This window comes from Bradyrhizobium sp. HKCCYLRH2047 (genome assembly GCF_051168175.1).
Taxonomy (GTDB): domain Bacteria; phylum Pseudomonadota; class Alphaproteobacteria; order Rhizobiales; family Xanthobacteraceae; genus Bradyrhizobium.
This window is the reverse complement of sequence record NZ_JBNPUM010000004.1, coordinates 498,263-517,389: the sequence shown is the minus strand read 5'-3', so window position 1 is coordinate 517,389 and position 19,127 is coordinate 498,263. Positions and strand designations below refer to the sequence as shown.

Genomic DNA, 19,127 nt, shown 5'->3' with positions numbered 1-19,127 from the left:
AGGTTACAGCACAGTCACTCATAGTGCGCCAGTTACAAACCAATACTGAGGTGACTGACCTATGACCCAACTCCTCCACATCGACTCCAGCGTGCTCGGCGCGAACTCCGTCAGCCGTCAGGTATCCGCCGCGATCGTCGGCCGTTTCCGCCAGATCATGCCGGGGCTGGAGGTGATCTACCGAGATGTCGCAGCCGAGCCGCTGTCGCATCTGTCAGGAACGCATGTCGCCGTCGCTTACGGAGCGCCCGTCGAGGATCCCGCGGTGGAAGCTGATGTCGCTGCCGGACAGGCCGTTCTGGAAGAGTTCCTGGCTGCCGATATCGTCGTGATCGGCGCTCCGATGTACAACTTCTCTATCCCGAGCCAGCTCAAGGCATGGATCGACCGCATCGCTGTCAAGGGTAAGACCTTCAGCTATGGCCCAAACGGCCCGCAGGGTTTGGCCGGTGGCAAGCGCATTATCGTGGCGCTCTCGCGCGGCGGCCATTACGGCGCGGACACGCCGATGGCGGCATTCGAACACCTGGAGACCTATTTGCGCAGTGTCTTCAGCTTCATCGGCGTCACGGATCTCGAATTCGTTGCGGCCGACGGTGTCCAGATCGGCCCGGAGCATCGCGAGCAGGCTCTGGCGAAGGCGATTCAAACGGCCGGCGGTCTCGCCGCTTGAGTCCCTCGGTGGCTGCCGCCGGCAGCCACCGCTTGCAACCCCGGGGCAGGTCTCAAACCGCCCACCGACCCGGCCGGTCAACCCCGATAGATCGGCGCACCGGCCGGCGAGCTCGTGGCGCCGCCATCGACGAACAGCTCCTGGCCTTGGACATGCGCGGCGTCGTCCGAGGCCAGGAACAGCACGGTGCCGGCGATATGGTCAGGCTCGCCGATATGACCGAGCGGGGTGGTCGCCGCGATTCTGGCCTCGAACATCTTTTCGGCATCCGGCGTCGCGACCGCGGCGCCCCAGATCGGCGTCCGGATCGCGCCCGGCGCGACCACGTTGACACGGATGCCGCGCGGCGACAGCTCCGACGCCAGCACCCGGGCCATCGCGCGCACCCCGGCCTTGCTCGCGGCGTAGGCCGAATAGCCGGGATTCCCGAGCACGGAGATCACCGAGCCATTGAGGATGACCGAGGCGCCGTCCTTGAGATGTGGCAGCGCCGCCTGCACGGTGAAGAACACGCCCGTCAGATTGGTGCGGATCACCTGCTCGAACACCTCGAGCTTGGTTGCCCCGGCCGGCGTCGAGCCGGGGATGCCGGCATTGGCGAACAGGATGTCGAGCTTGCCGAAGCGTTCTGCGGCGGTGGCAGCCGCGGCCTCGGTCGCGGCGATGTCCGTGGCATCGGCCACCAGCGCCAGCGCGTTCGGCCCGAGCTCGCGCGCCGCAGCCTCCAGCCGCCCGGCATCGCGCCCGGTGATCGCGATCCTGGCGCCTTCGGCGACGAAACGGCGGGCGGTCGCAAGCCCGATGCCGCTACTGCCGCCGGTAATCAGTGCCGTCTTGTTCGCAAGCCTCACATCCGTCTCCATATGGTTGCATAATTAAACCGATGGACGACATAGGCTGACTGGTTTTATAATGCAACCACACAAGTGCGTGAGCGGGCTCGAGCGCCCCGGGCATCAGCCGCCCCTGGGTGACAGGACAAGGATCATGTGATGGTCAAGCGCACCAGTCTGGAAGGCGACGCCTGCCCGATCGCACGGTCGCTGGATGCGATCGGCGACTGGTGGTCGTTGCTGATCATCCGCGACGCGTTTCTCGGCGTGCGCCGCTTCAGCGCGTTTCAACGCAGCCTCGGCATGGCCAAGAACATCCTTGCGGCGCGGCTGCGGGCGTTGGTTGATCGCGGCATCCTGACCACCGAGCCGGCCTCGGATGGCAGCTCCTATCGCGACTACGTGCTGACGCCGAAGGGCCGCGGCCTGTTTCCGATCCTGGTCGCACTGCGGCAGTGGAGCGAGGAGTTCGACGAGCACCCCGACCAGATCGCCACCGCGCTCGTCGACCGGGCGAACCGCAGGCCGGTTCGCAAGCTGCTGCTCACTGCGGAAGACGGCCGGACGCTGGCGCCGGAGGAAACCGCTCTCGCCCCGCGGTGAGCGCGGCCGGCCGTCAGCACAGCCTGCGGCGGCTGCGCAGCCTGAGATGCTCCTCGGCCTCCAGGTTCGCCATGCGCAGGAGGTAGTCGAGCATGTCGAGGCGATGGCGCTGCGCCAGATGCGACAGGCTGGCCGTCACCTCGGCGATCAGCGCCGCCGCGGCGTCGGGATCCTCCACCATCGCCTCGACGTCCGGGTCGCTTTTGTCCGCTGCCTTGGCCAACAACTGTCACCCAGCATAAGGAATTTGACGAAAAACAACCTCAAAAGAGCGCGGATCTCATCGTGCTCCGTACAACCTGATAGGTACTTCGCCGACCCAACGCAATCGCCTTTCAACATCCCTCGATTTGACAGGAACCCCCTCACCACCCATGTTCGGGTCAACGCAGCCGGCGCGAATCCCGCGAAGCCAGCTTCAATCCTTCCACTAAGCCATTGGAAATACATGAATATCGTCATCGTGGAGTCGCCTGCCAAGGCCAAGACGATCAATAAGTATCTGGGCTCCTCCTACGAGGTTCTGGCCTCTTTCGGTCATGTCCGCGACCTTCCGGCCAAGAACGGCTCCGTCGATCCGGACGAGAATTTCCGCATGATCTGGGAGGTCGACCCCAAGGCGGCCGGCCGACTCAACGACATCGCCAAATCGCTGAAGGGTGCCGACCGACTGATTCTCGCCACCGACCCTGATCGCGAGGGCGAAGCGATTTCCTGGCATGTGCTGGAGGTGTTGAAGGAGAAGCGGGCGCTCAAGGATCAGAAGATCGAGCGCGTCGTCTTCAACGCCATCACCAAGCAGGCCGTCTCGGAGGCGATGAAACATCCGCGCCAGATCGACGGTGCGCTTGTCGACGCCTACATGGCGCGCCGCGCACTCGATTACCTCGTGGGCTTCACTCTCTCTCCCGTGCTGTGGCGCAAGCTGCCGGGCGCCCGCTCGGCCGGACGCGTGCAGTCGGTCGCGCTGCGTCTCGTCTGCGATCGCGAGCTGGAGATCGAGAAGTTCGTCCCGCGTGAATATTGGTCGCTGATCGCAACCTTGGCGACGCCGCGCGGCGACATCTTCGAGGCGCGCCTCGTCGGCGCCGACGGCAAGAAGATCCAGCGGCTCGACATCGGCACCGGCGCGGAGGCCGAGGATTTCAAGAACGCGCTCAACGCGGCGAGCTACACGGTCGCGACCGTCGATGCCAAGCCGGCACGGCGCAATCCGCAGGCGCCCTTCACCACCTCGACGCTGCAGCAGGAGGCGAGCCGCAAGCTCGGCTTTGCGCCGGCGCACACGATGCGCATCGCGCAGCGGCTCTACGAAGGCATCGACATCGGCGGCGAGACCACCGGTCTCATTACCTATATGCGAACCGACGGCGTGCAGATCGCGCCGGAGGCGATCACCCAGGTGCGCAAGGTGATCGGCGAGATCTACGGCAACAAATACGTCCCGGATAGCCCGCGCCAGTACCAGGCCAAGGCCAAGAACGCCCAGGAAGCGCACGAAGCGATCCGTCCGACCGACCTGTCGCGCAAGCCGGCCGAGCTGCGCAAGCGGCTCGATGACGATCAGGCCAAGCTCTATGAGCTGATCTGGACCCGCACCATCGCGAGCCAGATGGAATCGGCCGAGCTTGAGCGCACCACCGTCGACATCATCGCCAAGGCGGGCGCGCGCACCCTGGAGCTGCGCGCCACCGGCCAGGTCATCAAGTTCGACGGCTTCCTCGCGCTCTATCAGGAAGGCCGCGACGACGAGGAGGACGAGGACAGCCGCCGCCTGCCGCAGATGAGCCCGAACGAACAGCTCAAGCGGCAGAATCTCGCGGTCACCCAGCATTTCACCGAGCCGCCGCCGCGCTTCTCCGAGGCCTCGCTGGTCAAGCGCATGGAGGAGCTCGGCATCGGCCGTCCCTCGACCTATGCCTCGATCCTGCAGGTGCTGAAGGACCGCGGCTACGTGAAGCTGGAGAAGAAGCGGCTGCACGGCGAGGACAAGGGCCGCGTCGTGATCGCGTTCCTGGAGAACTTCTTCCGCCGCTACGTCGAGTACGATTTCACGGCGGATCTCGAGGAGCAGCTCGACCGCATCTCCAACAACGAGATCGCCTGGCAGCAGGTGCTGAAGGATTTCTGGACCGGCTTCATCGGCGCCGTCGATGACATCAAGGACCTGCGCGTCGCGCAGGTGCTCGACGCACTCGACGAGATGCTGGGGCCGCACATCTATCCGCCGCGCGACGATGGCGGCGATGTCCGTCAGTGCCCGACCTGCGGCACCGGACGACTCAACCTCAAGGCCGGCAAGTTCGGCGCCTTCGTCGGCTGCTCGAACTATCCGGAATGCCGCTACACCCGCCCGCTCGCCGCCGACAGCGAGGCGACCGCCGATCGCGTGCTCGGCCAGGATCCGGACACCGGCCTCGACGTCGTCGTCAAGGCCGGCCGCTTCGGCCCCTACATCCAGCTCGGCGAGCAGAAGGATTACGCCGAGGGCGAGAAGCCGAAGCGCGCCGGCATCCCGAAGGGCACCTCGCCTGCGAGTCTCGAGCTCGACCACGCGCTGAGGCTGCTGTCGCTGCCGCGTGAGGTCGGCATCCATCCCGAGACGGGTCTGCCGATCATCGCCAATCTCGGCCGCTTCGGGCCGTTCGTGAAGCACGACAAGACCTATGCGAGCCTGGAGGCCGGCGACGAGGTGTTCGACATCGGCCTCAACCGCGCCGTCACCCTGATCGCCGAGAAGATCGCCAAGGGACCAAGCAAGCGCTTCGGCGCCGATCCCGGCAAGGCGCTCGGCGAGCATCCCTCGCTCGGCGCCGTCGCCGTCAAGGCCGGCCGCTACGGCGCCTATGTCACCGCCGGCGGCGTCAACGCCACCATTCCCGGCGACAAGGAGAAGGACACGATCACCCTGGCCGAGGCGATCGCGCTGCTCGACGAGCGCGCCGCCAAGGGTGGCGGCAAGGCGAAGGCCAAGGGCAAGGCGGCGAAGCCGGCCAAGTCTGCCAGCAAAGCGGCGGCCAGCAAGGCCAAGCCGAAGACCGGCGGCGGCGACGACACGCCGAAGCCGGCGAAGAAGGCCGTGGCGAAGAAGGCGGCCGCCAAACCGAAATCAGACTCCACCAGCAAGGCGCGTGCGCCGGTCGCCAAGGCCGCCAAGACCTCGGCGAAGCCCGCGACCAAGGCGACGCCCAAGAAGAGCGCTGGCAAGGCCCGCGGATGAGAAAATGAGCAAGAAGCGCGACATCGGCTTCCCTCCGCGGGAGGCCATCGTCGCCTACATCCGCGCCAATCCGGGCAAGGTTGGCACCAAGGATATCGCCCGCGAGTTCGGCCTGAAGAACGCTGATCGCGCGGCCCTCAAGCAGTTGCTACGCGAGCTCGTCGCCGACGGCACCGTGAAGAAGAGCGGCCGCAAGACCGTCGTCGAGACCGCCACCTTGCCGGCCACGCTGGTTGTCGACATCACCGGGCGCGACAGCGACGGCGAGCTGATCGCCAAGCCCGCCGAGTGGGACGAGGCCGAGCAATCCGAGCCGCCGCGCATCCGCATCCACACCCCGCGCCATGCCGGGCCCGGCTCGGCGGCCGGCGTCGGTGACCGCGCGCTGCTCCGCGTCGAGCCGATCAAGGATGAGGCGGGCGTGTCCTATCGCGGCCGCGTCCTCAAGGTGCTCGATCAGGCGCGGCCGCGCGTGCTCGGCATCTTCCGGACTAATCCCGGCGGCGGCGGCCGCCTCATTCCGGTCGACAAGAAGCAGGCGGGACGCGAGCTCTCCATCGCCCCCGCCGACACCAAGGACGCCAAGGACGGTGATCTCATCAGCGTCGACCTGCTGCGCGGCCGCGGCTACGGCCTGCCCTCCGGACGTGTGAAGGAGCGCTACGGTTCGGTCGCGACCGAGAAGGCAATCAGCCTGATCGCGATCCATGCCCACGAAATCCCGATGGATTTCTCCGCGGCGGCCGTGGCAGAGGCCGAAGCCGCGCAGCCCGCGAGCTTGAAGGGGCGTGAGGACTGGCGCGAGCTGCCGCTGGTCACGATCGATCCGCCCGATGCCAAGGATCACGACGACGCCGTTCATGCCGAGCCGGATCCCGATCCGAACAATGCCGGCGGCTTCATTCTCCATGTCGCGATTGCCGACGTCGCCTACTACGTGCGGCCGGGCTCGGCGCTCGACCGCGACGCGCTGATCCGCGGCAACTCGGTGTATTTCCCCGACCGCGTCGTGCCGATGCTGCCCGAGCGCATCTCCAACAATCTGTGCTCGCTGGTGCCGGGCGAGGCGCGCGGCGCGCTCGCGGTGCGCATGGTGTTAGGCGCGGACGGCCGCAAGCGCTCGCACTCGTTTCATCGCGTGCTGATGCGCTCGGCCGCCAAACTGTCCTACGCGCAGGCGCAGGCCGCCATCGACGGCAAGCCCGACGACGTCACCGGCCCCCTGCTCGAGCCGATCCTCAAGCCGCTCTACGCGGCCTATGAGGTCGCCAAGCGCGGCCGCGACGCGCGCGATCCGCTTGACCTCGACATTCCCGAGCGCAAGATCCTGCTGAAGACCGACGGCACCGTCGACCGCGTCGTCGTGCCGGAGCGCCTCGATGCTCACAAGCTGATCGAGGAGTTCATGATCTCGGCCAACGTCGCCGCGGCGGAGCTTTTGGAGAAGAAGGCGCTGCCTTTGATCTACCGCGTGCATGATGAGCCGACGGTGGAGAAGATCCATGCGCTGCAGGAGTTCCTGAAGACGCTCGACGTGCCCTTCGCCAAATCAGGCGCGCTCCGGCCGTCGCTGTTCAACCGCGTGCTGACCCTGGTCGCCGGCCAGGACTACGAGCATCTCGTCAACGAGGTCGTGCTGCGCTCGCAGGCGCAGGCGGAATATTCGACCGACAATTACGGGCATTTCGGCCTGAACCTGCGCCGCTACGCGCATTTCACCTCGCCGATCCGCCGCTACGCCGACCTCGTCGTGCATCGCGGCCTGCTGCGCGCGCTCGGCCTCGGCGACGGCGCCCTGCCCGACAGCGAGACGCCGGATCATCTCGCCGAGGTCGCAGCGCAGATCTCGGTGACCGAGCGGCGCGCGATGAAGGCCGAGCGCGAGACCGCCGACCGCCTGATCGCGCATCATTTGGCGGACCGCGTCGGCGCCACCTTCCAGGGCCGCATTTCCGGCGTCACCCGCGCCGGCCTGTTCGTCAAGCTCGATGATACCGGCGCCGACGGCCTGGTTCCGATCCGCACCCTCGGCACGGAATATTTCGACTATGACGAGACGCGACATGCGCTGATCGGCCAGCGCAGCGGTGCCATGCACCGGCTGGGTGACGTCGTCGACGTCCGTCTGGTAGAAGCTCAGCCGGTGGCCGGTGCGCTGCGCTTCGAGCTGCTGACCCAGGCGGATGTGCTGGTGTCGCGGCATCCGCGCGGCGCAGGACCCCGGCGAAAGAATAACGTCGGGAAGAACGCCAAGGCGACCAAGCGGGCCAAATCCGAGGCTCGGCCGAAGCACAAAGAAAAAAGCCGCAAGAAAAGCCCAGCGGCAGGGGCAAAACGCAAGCCCGGCACATCGAAGAAAGGCAGATCGTGGACGCCATGACCTCAACGCCCCGCACATTGCCCCCGCAGACCTGGACGCGTGACGCCGGCGCCGTCGAGAAGCGCGACGTTTGGACCGCGATGAAGCGCGGCCTGCGCGGCCGCTGCCCGCGCTGCGGCGAGGGCAAGCTGTTCCGCGCCTTCCTGAAGGTCGCGGACAATTGCGACCGCTGCGGCCAGGATTTCTCCGGGCATCGCGCCGACGATCTTCCCGCCTATCTCGTGATCGTCATCGTCGGCCACATCGTCGTGCCGCTGGTACTCTCGATCGAGACCAACTACGCGCCGCCGGTGGCGCTGCAGCTCGCGATCTATCTGCCGGTGACCTTGGTCGCCTCGCTCGCTTTGATTCAGCCGGTCAAGGGCGCCGTCGTCGGGCTGCAATGGGCATTCCGCATGCACGGCTTCGACGACAATCCCGTGGAAGGCATTCCACCGGTGTGAGCGACCAAACGATCAACAAATAAGAAAAAGCGGGGAGGACATGAGCGATACGGCACAGGCGAGCAGCGCGCCGGCGGGCAAGCCCGCCGAGAAGGAAGCGGACCATCATCCCTACACCAAGCCACGCGATGCTGCGACCTTGATCCTGGTCGACCGCAGCGGCGCGGTGCCGAAGGTGCTGGTCGGCAAGCGCCACGACAAGGTCGTGTTCATGCCGGGCAAGTTCGTCTTCCCCGGCGGCCGCGTCGACAAGACCGATCATCGCATTCCCGTGGCAGCGCCGATGCCGGCGGAGCTCGAAGCCAATCTGTTCAAGGGCAAGCCGCAGACGACGGCCTCGCGCGCGAAGTCGCTCGCCGTCGCCGCGATCCGCGAGGCCTGTGAGGAAACCGGTCTCTGTCTCGGACGCAAGGTCGGCGGCCCCGCGCCGAAACTGGACGGGCCATGGGCGCCATTCGCCGACGCCGGCCTGCTGCCCGACCCGTCGGGGCTGTTCCTGATCGCCCGCGCCATCACCCCGCCCGGCCGCATCAAGCGCTTCGACACCCGCTTCTTCACCGCCGATGCCTCCGCCATCACCCATCGTGTCGAGGGCGTGATCCATGCCGATGCCGAGCTGGTCGAGCTGGTCTGGGTCGAGCTTGGCTCCAGACCGCTCGCCGATCTGCATCCGATGACCAAGAACGTGCTCCACGAGCTCGACCGCCGCCTCGCCACCGGGCCGCTGCGCCACGACGCTGACGTGCCTTTCTTCCATTTCTATGGCGGCAAGATGCAGAAGGACGTGCTGGGCGCGTGAACGCAGCGTATTCGATCATCCATCGTGGATGATTGCGGTCGCCTCGATTTCGACCCGGGCGTTCGCGGGCGTGAGACCCGCGACCATCACCAGCGTGCTGGCCGGCCGAACCGCGCCGAACGCTTCGCCATGCGCGCGGGCAACGGCGTCGATGTCCGCCATGTTAGTCACGTACACGACCGTCCGCACCACGTGACGGAGCTCCGCTCCCGTCGTCTGCAGGGCTTCGGCAATGATGCCGATCACGCTTTGCGCCTGAGCGAAGACATCACAATCCAGATCAGAACCGCGCGCGGTCGTCCCGGAGACGAAGACGTGGTTGCCGACGCGGACGGCGCGTGCATAGCACGTAGACGTCCTCGAACGTATAGCCTGAGGTGATATTGAGCCGTCCTGACATTTCGAATACTCCCTCGCGACGGATGTGAAAGGCGCCGGCGCCGTCCACCCGTGCTACGGGTGCTGGTCGCAGCGAGCGGACAAAGGTGTCGTCCCGGCGAACGCGGCCCATACCGCGGAATCTCTCGATCGGCCCCGATGGCGGAGACTGTGCCTCCCATGCCCTTCACGGAGTATGGATCCCGGCGTTCGCCGGGACGACACTGTTGGTTTGATCGACGGCGTGGCTCACCTTGGAATGTGCGTGCTACCTCCGCCACCAAAAACGAAATCGTGTTCTGCGGCGGGTGGCTGACACGCATCAGCCGAGTTCCTATCTGCTGACGAGAGCAATCATCCCGGACGCCCCCACATGGCCCCTCGTCAACTCAAGCTCGGCGCCTTCATGCGCCCGGTCTCCATCCACACCGGCGCGTGGCGCTATCCCAGCGCCTGGCCGGACGCGAATTTCAACTTCGCGCATCTCAAGCAACTGATCCGCAAGCTTGAGGCCGGCAAGTTCGATGCCTTCTTCATGGCCGATCATCTCGCCGTGCTGAACATGCCGATCAACGCGCTGAAGCGCAGCCACACCGTGACGTCGTTCGAGCCGTTCACCCTGTTGTCGGCGCTATCGGCGGTCACCGAGAACATCGGCCTGATCGCGACGGGATCGACCACCTTCGACGAGCCCTATCACGTCGCCCGCCGCTTTGCTTCGCTCGACCACATTTCCGGCGGGCGCGCCGGCTGGAATATCGTCACCACATCGAACCCGGATGCCGCGCTGAATTTCGGCCTCGACGATCACATGGAGCACGCCGAGCGCTACAAGCGCGCCCGCGAGTTCTACGACGTCGTCACCGGCCTGTGGGATTCCTTCGCCGACGATGCCTTCGTGCGCGATGTCGAGAGCGGGCTGTTCTTCGACCCTGCGAAGATGCATGTGCTCGATCACAAGGGCAAATATCTGAAAGTCCGCGGACCGCTCAACATCGCCCGCCCGGTGCAGGGCTGGCCGGTGATCGTGCAGGCCGGCGCCTCGGAGGACGGCAAGCAGCTCGCGGCAGAGACGGCCGAGGCCGTGTTCACCGGCGGCGGCAGCCTCGCGGATGGAAAGACACTCTATGCCGACATCAAGGGCCGCATGGAAAAGGTCGGCCGCGATCCGGAGCATCTGAAGATCCTGCCCGGTGCCTTCGTCGTGGTCGGCGACAGCGTCGACGAGGCCAAGGAGAAGCGCGCTTTGCTCGACAGCAAGGTGCATGACGACAGCGCCATCGCCTCACTCTCGGTCATCCTCGGCACCGACGCCTCCGGCTTCGATCCCGATGGCCCGCTGCCGCCGATTCCCGAGACCAACGCCTCCAAGAGCGGCCGCCAGCGCCTGGTCGACGTCGCCGCGCGCGACAAGCTCACGGTGCGGCAACTGGCGCAGCGGGTCGGCGGCTACGGCGGTCTGTCCTTCGTCGGCACGCCTGCGACGATCGCCGACCAGATGCAGGAGTGGCTGGAAAGCCGTGGGTCGGACGGCTTCAACATCATGTTCCCATTCCTGCCGGCAGGGCTCGACGATTTCGTCGACAAGGTGATTCCCGAGCTGCAGCGCCGCGGGATCTTCCGGACGGAGTATGAGGGGCCGACCTTGCGGGAGAATCTCGGCCTGCCCCGGCCGAAAAACCGCTTCTTCCCAGCCTAGGCCCCCCAGAATCTGGCCCTCAAACCTTGACTTTGGGGGCTGGCTGGGTAGGTTGCCGGCCAACGGCGCCCCCTCTTTGGCCGGTGCCCACCCTATCCCCGATTCCAGAGGTTCAAGACATGGCCAAGGCGGTCACCATCAAGGTCAAGCTCGTGTCGTCGGCCGACACCGGCTTCTATTACGTCGCCAAGAAGAACTCGCGCACCATGACCGACAAGATGGTCAAGAAGAAGTACGACCCGGTCGCGCGCAAGCACGTCGAATTCCGCGAAGCCAAGATCAAGTAAGATCGCGGTCTGCTGCGACTTCAACGGGGCCGTTTCGGCCCCGTTTTTTATTGGGCCGATGCCTCCACTCCTGCGGCACGGGCCATCTCCCATCTGATCGGTCCATGGGCCGCGGCTGAATCCGGTTCCCGACTTAAGGAGCCATCAACCAAACCCGTGCGATTTGGGGTAGCGGCGCACCCTCAGTAGCGTCTCCCTCCTTATCTTACCGGCAGACCAGCGATGACCGATCTTCAGACTTTGCAATCCCGGCTCGATTTCATCGGCATCGACCATGCGACCCGGGAGACGCTGCGGGAGCTGCGGCCGCTGATCGGCAAGGTGCTGCCCGGCCTGCTGGACCAGTTCTATGCCCATGTCGGCAAGGTCCCGCATCTCGCCAAGATGTTCTCCAGCCCGGCCACGATGCGGCACGCCAAGCAGGCCCAGCACGATCACTGGATGTCGCTGGCGACCGCGAAGTTCGACGATGCCTATGTGAAATCGGTGACCCGGATCGGCGAGGCCCACAACCGGATGGGGCTGGAGCCGCGCTGGTACATCGCCGGCTATTCGCTGATCGTGACCGGGCTGCAGAAGGCGATCGAGACGGAGATCGCGGACGGCTGGTTCGGCGGCCAGGCGGCGCGCGAGAAGAAGGCCGCGCTGCAGGCTGCGATCACCAAGGCGGCGATGATCGACATGGATCTCGCCATCTCGGTCTATCTCGATGCGGCCAAGACCGAGCAGCACGCCGCCATGCAGCGCATGGCCGACGAGTTCGAATCCACCGTCGGCCAGATCATCAACAAGGTCCATGCCGACGCGCGCACGCTCGAGGTCTCGGCCAACACGCTGACCAAGACCGCCGAGCAGACCCAGCATTTGTCGGCCAGCGCGGCCTCGGCCTCGGGCCAGGTCTCGACCAACGTGCAGTCGGTCGCCTCGGCCGCCGAGGAGATGACCTCCTCGGTGCATGAGATCGGGCGGCAGGTCAGGGAATCGACCACCATCGCCAAGGAGGCCGTTCGCCAGATCGAGCAGACCGATGTCGGCATCAGCGAGCTGTCGCGCACTGCCGAGCGCATCGGTGATGTGCTCAAGCTGATCACCTCGATCGCCGCCCAGACCAACCTGCTGGCGCTGAACGCCACCATCGAGGCGGCGCGCGCCGGCGACGCCGGCCGCGGCTTCGCGGTGGTCGCCTCCGAGGTCAAGGCGCTGGCGTCGCAGACCGCGAAAGCCACCGAGGAGATCGGCCAGCAGATCGAAGGCATCCAGAGCGCGACGCAGTCCTCGGTCGCCTCGATCAAGCAGATCGGCGGCACCATCCAGCAGATCTCGGAGATCGCCGCCGGCATCGCCGCGGCCGTCGAGCAGCAGGGCGCCGCCACAGGGCAGATCTCGCGCAACGTGCAGGAGGTCGCCGGCGGTACGACCCGCGTCGCCAGCAACATCGGCGACGTCAGCAAGGGCGCCAGCGCCACCGGCACCGCGTCATCGCAGGTGCTGGCGTCGGCGCATTCGCTGTCGCGCGAGAGTGATCACCTCAAGGACGAGCTGGAGACATTCCTGCGCAAGGTGCGCGCGGCCTGACCCAGTTCAGCCGGCGCGTCGGGCGCGTCAGCGTGAGCATCACCCGCCATTCCTCCGCGTCGCAGGAACGGCGGACGACGTTGCACTGAACCGGGCCGACGCACCGGGCGTGCTACATCCCGTGGCTCTGGAACACCGCCGAGCAGCGCTTGCTCAGCTTGGTCCGGTTCTGCGTCAGACAGTTCTGAACTGCGAAGTCATCGCCGAGCTGACTGCGGCAGAAGCGCTTGGCATCCGGCGCGCACGCCTTCTGCTCCTGCGGCGTCCCCATATGGCCCTGGGCCATGGCGAATGACGGCAGAACGGACAGCGACACGGCAACCGCAAACATCAGCTTCTTCATTGGGTGCTCCTTCTTGGGCTGAAACAAACGTTTCCCGCCCAAGGGGGTTCCGACGGAACTGTGCGTCCGAAGACCGGATGGCGAGCATCGCAGCCAATGCGGCCTGCACATCCTGCTTTGAACGATCAGCGCCTTGCCGCAATTCTCAGCCGGCGCCGGACATCGCCCGCGCCAGCGCAGCACGCGCGAGCAGACGCGTCGAATCCAACGTCGGCAGAGGCGAGTTGGCATCGTCGATGATCAGCGGAATCTCGGTGCAGCCGAGTGCGACGGCGTCGCAGCCATCACCTTTCAACCGTGCGATGATCTTCTGAAAGGTCGCGACGGAGGGCGGCTCGAACCGCCCGTAGACGAGCTCATCCATGATGATGCGGTTGGCTTCGACGCGATCGGCCTCCTCGGGACGCGCGAACGCCAATCCGTGTGCCATCAGGCTGTCCGGATAGACATTGCTGTCGACGAGCCATGTCGTGCCGGTGATGCCGATACGCCTGTAGCCTCTCCTGACCGCCTCCTTGGCCACCTCGTCGGCGATGTGCAGCCACGGCAGCGGTGAGCATGGCAGCACGAGCGGCAACGCCTGGTGGATGGTGTTGTCGGGACAGATCAGGAAATCCGCGCCAGCCGCAGCGAGCTTGTGCGCCGAGGTCAGCATCAGCTCGGCGACGCCATCGAGATCGCCGCGATCGAGGCAGGCCACGTAGTCGGCGAGCGACGGCGTGTGCATCGACACCTCGGGATGGGCATGCGGCCCGAGCAGGTCGGCACCCTCCCTGCAGATCGTGCGATAGCAGAGCGCCGCGCCCTCGGCGGAGCAGCCGACGATGCCGATGTGTCGTGTCATTCGTCGTTCCATCCCATCAACGTCGCCGACGATGATAGCGCGAAAGGCGGCCGAGCGTGAGCATCGCCAGCCGCCCACGCGCACCATCCTCCGTCATTGCAACAGAACGCGCGCACGGCATCGCCAGGGCAGATCACACGCTGATCCGCCCTGCCGAGAGATCCGTTCGCGCTGGCCGGTCCGCAGCTACATCACGCCGCGGGACATCATGACATTTGCCATGTCGTGCCTGAGGCGATCGAGCGCGCGGTGAGCCGCGATATGGTCGAGATCGCCTTGCGTCAGGCCAATATCCACCAGTTGCGCCTCGCTCAGGTCCCGCAGATGCAGTCTCATCATCCGGCGCCGGCGGCTCTCCTGGAACGCCAGCCAATAGCCTGCGAACAGGCCGAACAGTCCCGGAGCCGTGAGGCCTGGCGGCCCCGCCGCATTCTTTTCCGACAATGCGTCGCGCAGCACCGTGACGGATGCGTCTGGACGCGGCGCGGCTGGCACCTGGTGCGCCGCGTTCTTCAGCAATGTGAGAGGACGATCGCGCGTGGCGGCATTGCGCGCGATCTCGGCAGTGAGGTGGCTCTGGGGTGGCATCGGATGCTCCTGCTGCGTGGTGCCGGCAGGGAGCGTGGCCAAACAAAAGGCCCCGTCCGATGCCGGCGGGGCCTGGTGGAATGATCGTGTCGTCGAAAACCTAGCGCACGACTCCTCCCACGGCCCGGCTGCGGCGGGTCGTATGTTTACGGTTGGAATTGCGCACGACGTTGATCATGATCTGCATGTACCATGGAGATTGCGCCGGATCAAGGCATGTAGTTCCTGCGCTCGCAGATGAGCACCTATGCGAGGCTTGCGTTCTGCCAAACTCCGCGCACACGACGTTTCCGGCAGAATGGTGTCCGGAGAGAAGCGCGATCTCACCGCCGTCATTGCGAGCGCAGCGAAGCAATCCAGAGTCGTGTGCGGGACCCTGGATTGCTTCGCTGACGCTCGCAATGACGTCGCGGCGATCATCTTGTGCTCTTGGTCGACTGTCGCCGCGGTCGCCACGCCCGCGATCGACTACATTCCCCGACGCGAGACGCCGCCCGGATATGGATCATCCCTCAACCTGTCGAGCGTCTGCAGCGCGGCGATGTGCTCGATCTCGGCGCGCGTGATGCCGATATCGGTGAGCTCGCGTTCGCTCAGCTCGTAGAGGCTTGCCCGCACGCGCTCGCGGCATTGCCATGCTTGAATGGCACGCCAGCATCGGCCGATCAGGCGGATGATCAGCCAGGTCGGCCTGGCCGGCGGACCGGCCGCGTCCTTTTCCGACAACGCGTCTCGCAAGGCTGCGATGGAGGTCATGGACTGCGTCGATGGCTGCACGCTGCTGATCGCGTCTTTGACTGAGGCGATTTGGACCGAGGCGATCGAGAGATCGACGGTGAGCCCTGACACGCGCCCGGCGTCGATCGTCGAGTTGGTCTGGTGGGGTGGCATCCTGCGCTCCTGCTGTTGTGCCGGCAGGGAGCGTGGCCAAACAAAAGGCCCCGTCCGATGCCGGCGGGGCCTGGTGAGAACATCGCGTCGTCGATCTCCTAGCGCGCGACTCCTTCCATGGCCCGGCCGAAGCCGGTCATGTGGTCGAAGTTGACGATGCGGATCGATGTGCTCATGAGACCTGGATACCACCAACATCGGATAAAATCAAGAGCTGTTCCGCATGACGGCGCATCTCTGACGCGAGTACTTCGAAGTGATGAGCTTACGAAGTGTCGTAGGGCGGATTAGCGCCAGCGTAGTCCGCCATTTCACGGGAAGACAAGGCGGCGCATCACGCTTCACTAATCCCCCCCTACTGATCTGCTCTGCGAAGTGCGGACTACGGGCTGGGGGCCGCCATGAAACGATCCACGATGGCTTTGGCCAACAATGACAAAACGCCTCCCAGAACGCCGATCATCGGCACGCTGATCTGAACACCATTAGACTGGAGCGCCATCACCCCACAGAACGTCAGAACCCCAGTCAGGACGCCTACGTAGAACAGCCTCATGCTTGCCTCCGAGCTTAGTTGGCCCCAACTTCAATCGGCGCGCCGCCGAGAATCAGCAGAACCAGCGGCGCCAACGGCCCTACAATCGCGGCAGCCCACAACCATCGTCGGGGCGATCGATCGCGCTCGACCGCCATCGCCGACGCGAGCGGGATCGATCCGAGCGACACGATCATGAAAATCCACCACGCCACTGTCATGTCATTCTTCCGAACTTTCGGCCGGATCCTAGCACGTCGGCAGTTCGGCCGACCCATCCTCGTCGAAAGCTAAGGCTGCCGTCTCGTGCGAACAGGCATCGCCGGACGCCCTGCGCCGAAAAACTCATTTATTCAATCGCTTCAAGCGGATCACCTTGATCCGCCGTCACCGATCAGATTCATGTTTCGTTTTTCCGAAAATCATGCTACACGTCGCCCATCCCACCTCGCCATGAGGGGCGCATCGCGATCGTCACGAGCGTGAGGTGGGCTGCGGTGGGCGTGTCGGGGTGCAGCGTGGTTGATCCGCGCGGACGAACATCCTGATGCGCACGGTGAAGCCGTGTGGTCCTGGCCTCCCGACGCTGAGGCCAAGCGGGCGCTGCGACGAAGCGCGCCGGTGACGGGGGCAAGAACGCCGGTCCCCGGGGAGAGCACGGAGTAAGCCGTAAAGCCATCGCGCAGGGAGGGCCGGATGTCCGGTCCGTACCTGTGGTTCTGCCGCGTGCTTTCTTTCTGCACGCGGACCATGGGTGCGACCAGCACCCGGCCTTCCCTGCGCCCTCTGTTCTCGAAGAGGGTTTTGAATGGCAAAGCTCGGGCGCGGATGCGCCGCGAGGACGATTGGTCATGTCTGAACGGAAAGCACACGTGAACGGAGCATTCCGACGCGATGGAGCACGTCTTCCTCGCGAGGATGCATCAGCCCCGCGGCCGTCCTTCGAGACGCACGCCTGCGGCGTGCCCTCAGGACGAGGTTCGTGGTTTTGGCGTGATCTCGGAGGGATGCTGGAGAGATCTTGGCGAAGCTCTCAACCTCATGCTGAGGAGCGCCGCTTGCGGCGCGTCTCGAAGCACGAGGCCCGGAATCGCTCGATGGCAGATGGAGGGCGTTGGACAGATGCGCGGCAACTTCAGCCGAGGACGAAGAGAGCGCAGCCCCCCTGCCCCTCTAGCGGCCGCGGCCGGCGGCCTGCGGCAGGAAGGTCGGCTGATGGACCGGGGCGATCGCCACCGCGCGGTTGCGGCCCTCGTTCTTGGCCCGGTACAGCGCATTGTCGGCGCGCTTCATGACGTCGGCAATCGGCTCGCCCTTCTGCTCCAGGGTCGACAGCCCGATCGAGACCGTGACCTCGATGCGCTTCTCGCCCTTGTGCACGGCGAACGGCTCGTTGGCGACCGAGCGCCGCAGCCGCTCGGCGACCATGCCGGCGACGTGGAGGTCGGTCTCGGGCATCACGATCACGAACTCCTCGCCGCCATAGCGGCAGGCGAGATCGATGCCGCGGATCGACTTGCGCACGCGCATCGCGAACTCGCGCAGCACGTCGTCGCCGGCATCATGGCCGTAATTGTCGTTGATCGACTTGAAGTAGTCGATGTCGAGCATCATCAGCGCCAGCGGCTTGCCGCGGCTCGCGGCCTGGTCGGCCAAGGTCGAAAGATGCGTCTCCATGTAGCGGCGGTTGTGAAGGCCCGTCAGCGCGTCGGTGATCGCCATCTCGATCGAGTTCTGGACGTTGTCGCGCAGATGGTCGGTGTAGCGGCGCTTGCGGATCTGGGTGCGGGCGCGCGCCAGCAGCTCGTTCTTGTCGACAGGGCGCAGCAGATAGTCGTTGACGCCGATCTCCAGCCCGCGCAGCAGCCGCGAATTGTTTTCCGCATCGGCGATCGCCAGGATCGGCACGTGGCGCGTGCGCTCCAGCGAGCGCAACTGGCTGCACAGCCTGAGGCCGTCGAAATCGTTGAGGTCGAGCGAGACGATGACGAGGTCGTAATTGCCCTCGGCGGCGTTGAACACGGCCTCGGCGGGATTGGTCTCGACGTCGATGGAATGCTCGGTCGCCAGCATCGGCCCGAGCCGCTCGTAGGACGACGGCCGGTCGTCGACCAGCAGCACCCGCCCGCCCTTGCCGGCGTCGGCGACCGCGTTGCGCTCGGGCGCCTGCACGCCGATCTCGAGCGAGGTCAGCGCGCGCATGCGCAGCTCGTCGGTCATCATCTTCAGCCGCGTCAGCGAGCGTACGCGCGCGATCAGCACGACGTCGGAGACGGGCTTGGTGAGGAAGTCGTCGGCACCGGCCTCCAGGCCGCGCACGCGGTCGGACGGGCTGTCGAGCGCCGTCACCATGACGACCGGAATGAAATGCGTGGCCGGATTCGACTTCAGCCGGCGGCAGACCTCGAATCCATCCATGTCCGGCATCATGACGTCGAGCAGGATGATGTCGCATTCGGCGCGCTGGCAGATCTGCAGCGCCTCGGCGCCGTTCGCGGCGGTCAGCACGTCGAAATATTCGGCCGACAGCCGCGCCTCCAACAGCTTGACGTTGGCCGGGACGTCGTCGACGACGAGGATACGCGCGGACACTGCAGAAACTCCTTAGCCGATAAAGCGGCGTACCGTTTCAATGAATTTTCCGACCGAGATCGGCTTGGAAAGATAGGCTTCGCAGCCACCCTCGCGGATGCGCTCCTCGTCGCCCTTCATCGCAAAGGCCGTCACTGCCACCACCGGGATGGCACGCAAATCCGGATCGTCCTTGATCCATTTCGTCACTTCCAGGCCCGAGACCTGCGGCAGCTGGATGTCCATCAGGATCAGATCGGGGCGGGTCCGGCGCACGATGTCGAGCGCCTCCACGCCGCTGGACGTACCGGAGGTCTGGTACCCGTGGGCTTCCAACAGATCGCGGAAGAGCTTCATGTTGAGCTCATTGTCTTCCACGATCAGGACGGTCTTGCCCATCCGCCCCTCCGAATCACTGACACCGGCATGTCCTCTGGCGGACGACTGTCCACCGCTACTCATCTA

At 65.6% G+C, this 19,127-nt stretch carries 20 protein-coding genes; 9 read left to right on the top strand and 11 right to left on the bottom strand.

Annotation, left to right across the window (positions count from 1 at the left end):
• The first annotated feature begins 61 nt into the window (after nt 1-61).
• On the top strand, nt 62-673 hold the full coding sequence (locus tag ACQR1D_RS12700; RefSeq protein ID WP_316181865.1) for an FMN-dependent NADH-azoreductase: 612 nt from the start codon (nt 62-64) through the stop codon (nt 671-673).
• Nucleotides 674-750: 77 nt separating this feature from the next.
• Here ACQR1D_RS12700 and ACQR1D_RS12695 read toward each other — a convergent pair whose 3' ends face one another.
• Complete coding sequence (locus ACQR1D_RS12695) at nt 751-1,524, bottom strand: SDR family NAD(P)-dependent oxidoreductase (protein ID WP_434838258.1); 774 nt, start codon at nt 1,522-1,524, stop codon at nt 751-753.
• Between the two features lie 141 nt (nt 1,525-1,665).
• Here ACQR1D_RS12695 and ACQR1D_RS12690 point away from each other — a divergent pair, with 141 nt between their 5' ends.
• Nucleotides 1,666-2,109 (top strand): winged helix-turn-helix transcriptional regulator, encoded by a 444-nt coding sequence (locus ACQR1D_RS12690; protein WP_316181862.1) that lies wholly within the window; start codon nt 1,666-1,668, stop codon nt 2,107-2,109.
• A 13-nt stretch (nt 2,110-2,122) separates the two neighbouring features.
• Here ACQR1D_RS12690 and ACQR1D_RS12685 read toward each other — a convergent pair whose 3' ends face one another.
• Complete coding sequence (locus ACQR1D_RS12685; protein WP_315712655.1) at nt 2,123-2,332, bottom strand: hypothetical protein; 210 nt, start codon at nt 2,330-2,332, stop codon at nt 2,123-2,125.
• A 225-nt stretch (nt 2,333-2,557) separates the two neighbouring features.
• Here ACQR1D_RS12685 and topA point away from each other — a divergent pair, with 225 nt between their 5' ends.
• The 4 genes from topA to ACQR1D_RS12665 are packed head-to-tail and all read left to right on the top strand — an operon-like array spanning nt 2,558 to nt 8,951.
• A complete protein-coding gene (gene topA / locus ACQR1D_RS12680) occupies nt 2,558-5,329 on the top strand; it encodes a type I DNA topoisomerase (protein ID WP_434838259.1) in 2,772 nt (923 codons plus the stop codon).
• A gap of 4 nt (nt 5,330-5,333) precedes the next feature.
• Complete coding sequence (rnr, locus tag ACQR1D_RS12675) at nt 5,334-7,709, top strand: ribonuclease R (protein WP_434838260.1); 2,376 nt, start codon at nt 5,334-5,336, stop codon at nt 7,707-7,709.
• On the top strand, nt 7,706-8,152 hold the full coding sequence (locus ACQR1D_RS12670; RefSeq protein WP_434838261.1) for a DUF983 domain-containing protein: 447 nt from the start codon (nt 7,706-7,708) through the stop codon (nt 8,150-8,152). Before rnr ends, ACQR1D_RS12670 begins: the two co-directional genes overlap by 4 nt.
• Nucleotides 8,153-8,192: 40 nt before the next feature.
• Complete coding sequence (locus ACQR1D_RS12665; protein WP_434838262.1) at nt 8,193-8,951, top strand: NUDIX hydrolase; 759 nt, start codon at nt 8,193-8,195, stop codon at nt 8,949-8,951.
• A gap of 15 nt (nt 8,952-8,966) precedes the next feature.
• On the opposite strand, the gene ACQR1D_RS12660 is transcribed toward ACQR1D_RS12665, so the two are convergent.
• Nucleotides 8,967-9,320 (bottom strand): Rid family hydrolase, encoded by a 354-nt coding sequence (locus tag ACQR1D_RS12660; protein WP_434894135.1) that lies wholly within the window; start codon nt 9,318-9,320, stop codon nt 8,967-8,969.
• Nucleotides 9,321-9,702: 382 nt separating this feature from the next.
• On the opposite strand from ACQR1D_RS12660, the gene ACQR1D_RS12655 reads away from it, so the two are divergent.
• From ACQR1D_RS12655 to ACQR1D_RS12645, 3 genes are all read left to right on the top strand, one after another.
• Nucleotides 9,703-11,028 (top strand): LLM class flavin-dependent oxidoreductase, encoded by a 1,326-nt coding sequence (locus ACQR1D_RS12655; protein WP_316237474.1) that lies wholly within the window; start codon nt 9,703-9,705, stop codon nt 11,026-11,028.
• A gap of 119 nt (nt 11,029-11,147) precedes the next feature.
• Nucleotides 11,148-11,315, top strand: coding sequence for a 50S ribosomal protein L33 (gene rpmG / locus ACQR1D_RS12650; RefSeq protein WP_006611239.1), 168 nt, complete (start codon nt 11,148-11,150; stop codon nt 11,313-11,315).
• Nucleotides 11,316-11,537: 222 nt separating this feature from the next.
• Nucleotides 11,538-12,890: a protoglobin domain-containing protein gene (locus ACQR1D_RS12645; protein WP_434838263.1), complete on the top strand. Its 1,353-nt coding sequence runs from the start codon at nt 11,538-11,540 to the stop codon at nt 12,888-12,890.
• A gap of 112 nt (nt 12,891-13,002) precedes the next feature.
• On the opposite strand, the gene ACQR1D_RS12640 is transcribed toward ACQR1D_RS12645, so the two are convergent.
• The 8 genes from ACQR1D_RS12640 to ACQR1D_RS12605 form a co-directional block, all read right to left on the bottom strand.
• Nucleotides 13,003-13,233, bottom strand: a complete 231-nt coding sequence (locus ACQR1D_RS12640; protein ID WP_315804107.1) for a hypothetical protein — start codon at nt 13,231-13,233, stop codon at nt 13,003-13,005.
• 145 nt (nt 13,234-13,378) lie between these two features.
• Complete coding sequence (locus ACQR1D_RS12635) at nt 13,379-14,077, bottom strand: aspartate/glutamate racemase family protein (RefSeq protein ID WP_316237476.1); 699 nt, start codon at nt 14,075-14,077, stop codon at nt 13,379-13,381.
• A 186-nt stretch (nt 14,078-14,263) separates the two neighbouring features.
• A complete protein-coding gene (locus tag ACQR1D_RS12630) occupies nt 14,264-14,665 on the bottom strand; it encodes a DUF1127 domain-containing protein (protein ID WP_315804109.1) in 402 nt (133 codons plus the stop codon).
• Between the two features lie 468 nt (nt 14,666-15,133).
• Nucleotides 15,134-15,556 carry a DUF1127 domain-containing protein gene (locus tag ACQR1D_RS12625; RefSeq protein WP_434838264.1) on the bottom strand — a complete coding sequence of 141 codons (423 nt, stop codon included), beginning with the start codon at nt 15,554-15,556 and terminating at the stop codon, nt 15,134-15,136.
• A 382-nt stretch (nt 15,557-15,938) separates the two neighbouring features.
• Nucleotides 15,939-16,112 (bottom strand): hypothetical protein, encoded by a 174-nt coding sequence (locus tag ACQR1D_RS12620; RefSeq protein WP_434838265.1) that lies wholly within the window; start codon nt 16,110-16,112, stop codon nt 15,939-15,941.
• A gap of 14 nt (nt 16,113-16,126) precedes the next feature.
• Complete coding sequence (locus ACQR1D_RS12615; RefSeq protein ID WP_434838266.1) at nt 16,127-16,312, bottom strand: hypothetical protein; 186 nt, start codon at nt 16,310-16,312, stop codon at nt 16,127-16,129.
• A 952-nt stretch (nt 16,313-17,264) separates the two neighbouring features.
• Nucleotides 17,265-18,683, bottom strand: coding sequence for a PleD family two-component system response regulator (locus ACQR1D_RS12610; RefSeq protein WP_316181848.1), 1,419 nt, complete (start codon nt 18,681-18,683; stop codon nt 17,265-17,267).
• A gap of 12 nt (nt 18,684-18,695) precedes the next feature.
• Nucleotides 18,696-19,061 carry a response regulator gene (locus tag ACQR1D_RS12605; RefSeq protein ID WP_008964019.1) on the bottom strand — a complete coding sequence of 122 codons (366 nt, stop codon included), beginning with the start codon at nt 19,059-19,061 and terminating at the stop codon, nt 18,696-18,698.
• Between the last annotated feature and the right edge of the window lie 66 nt (nt 19,062-19,127).

What these genes read in the sequence shown, in the direction of transcription:
- ACQR1D_RS12620 (WP_434838265.1), bottom strand. Translation starts at nt 16,112, where the DNA reads ATGAGGCTGTTCTACGTAGGCGTCCTGACTGGGGTTCTGACGTTCTGT.
- ACQR1D_RS12665 (WP_434838262.1), top strand. Translation starts at nt 8,193, where the DNA reads ATGAGCGATACGGCACAGGCGAGCAGCGCGCCGGCGGGCAAGCCCGCC.
- ACQR1D_RS12625 (WP_434838264.1), bottom strand. Translation starts at nt 15,556, where the DNA reads ATGCCACCCCACCAGACCAACTCGACGATCGACGCCGGGCGCGTGTCA.
- rnr (WP_434838260.1), top strand. Translation starts at nt 5,334, where the DNA reads ATGAGCAAGAAGCGCGACATCGGCTTCCCTCCGCGGGAGGCCATCGTC.
- topA (WP_434838259.1), top strand. Translation starts at nt 2,558, where the DNA reads ATGAATATCGTCATCGTGGAGTCGCCTGCCAAGGCCAAGACGATCAAT.
- ACQR1D_RS12655 (WP_316237474.1), top strand. Translation starts at nt 9,703, where the DNA reads ATGGCCCCTCGTCAACTCAAGCTCGGCGCCTTCATGCGCCCGGTCTCC.
- ACQR1D_RS12630 (WP_315804109.1), bottom strand. Translation starts at nt 14,665, where the DNA reads ATGCCACCCCAGAGCCACCTCACTGCCGAGATCGCGCGCAATGCCGCC.
- ACQR1D_RS12645 (WP_434838263.1), top strand. Translation starts at nt 11,538, where the DNA reads ATGACCGATCTTCAGACTTTGCAATCCCGGCTCGATTTCATCGGCATC.
- ACQR1D_RS12700 (WP_316181865.1), top strand. Translation starts at nt 62, where the DNA reads ATGACCCAACTCCTCCACATCGACTCCAGCGTGCTCGGCGCGAACTCC.
- rpmG (WP_006611239.1), top strand. Translation starts at nt 11,148, where the DNA reads ATGGCCAAGGCGGTCACCATCAAGGTCAAGCTCGTGTCGTCGGCCGAC.
- ACQR1D_RS12605 (WP_008964019.1), bottom strand. Translation starts at nt 19,061, where the DNA reads ATGGGCAAGACCGTCCTGATCGTGGAAGACAATGAGCTCAACATGAAG.
- ACQR1D_RS12640 (WP_315804107.1), bottom strand. Translation starts at nt 13,233, where the DNA reads ATGAAGAAGCTGATGTTTGCGGTTGCCGTGTCGCTGTCCGTTCTGCCG.
- ACQR1D_RS12690 (WP_316181862.1), top strand. Translation starts at nt 1,666, where the DNA reads ATGGTCAAGCGCACCAGTCTGGAAGGCGACGCCTGCCCGATCGCACGG.
- ACQR1D_RS12635 (WP_316237476.1), bottom strand. Translation starts at nt 14,077, where the DNA reads ATGACACGACACATCGGCATCGTCGGCTGCTCCGCCGAGGGCGCGGCG.
- ACQR1D_RS12670 (WP_434838261.1), top strand. Translation starts at nt 7,706, where the DNA reads ATGACCTCAACGCCCCGCACATTGCCCCCGCAGACCTGGACGCGTGAC.
- ACQR1D_RS12615 (WP_434838266.1), bottom strand. Translation starts at nt 16,312, where the DNA reads ATGACAGTGGCGTGGTGGATTTTCATGATCGTGTCGCTCGGATCGATC.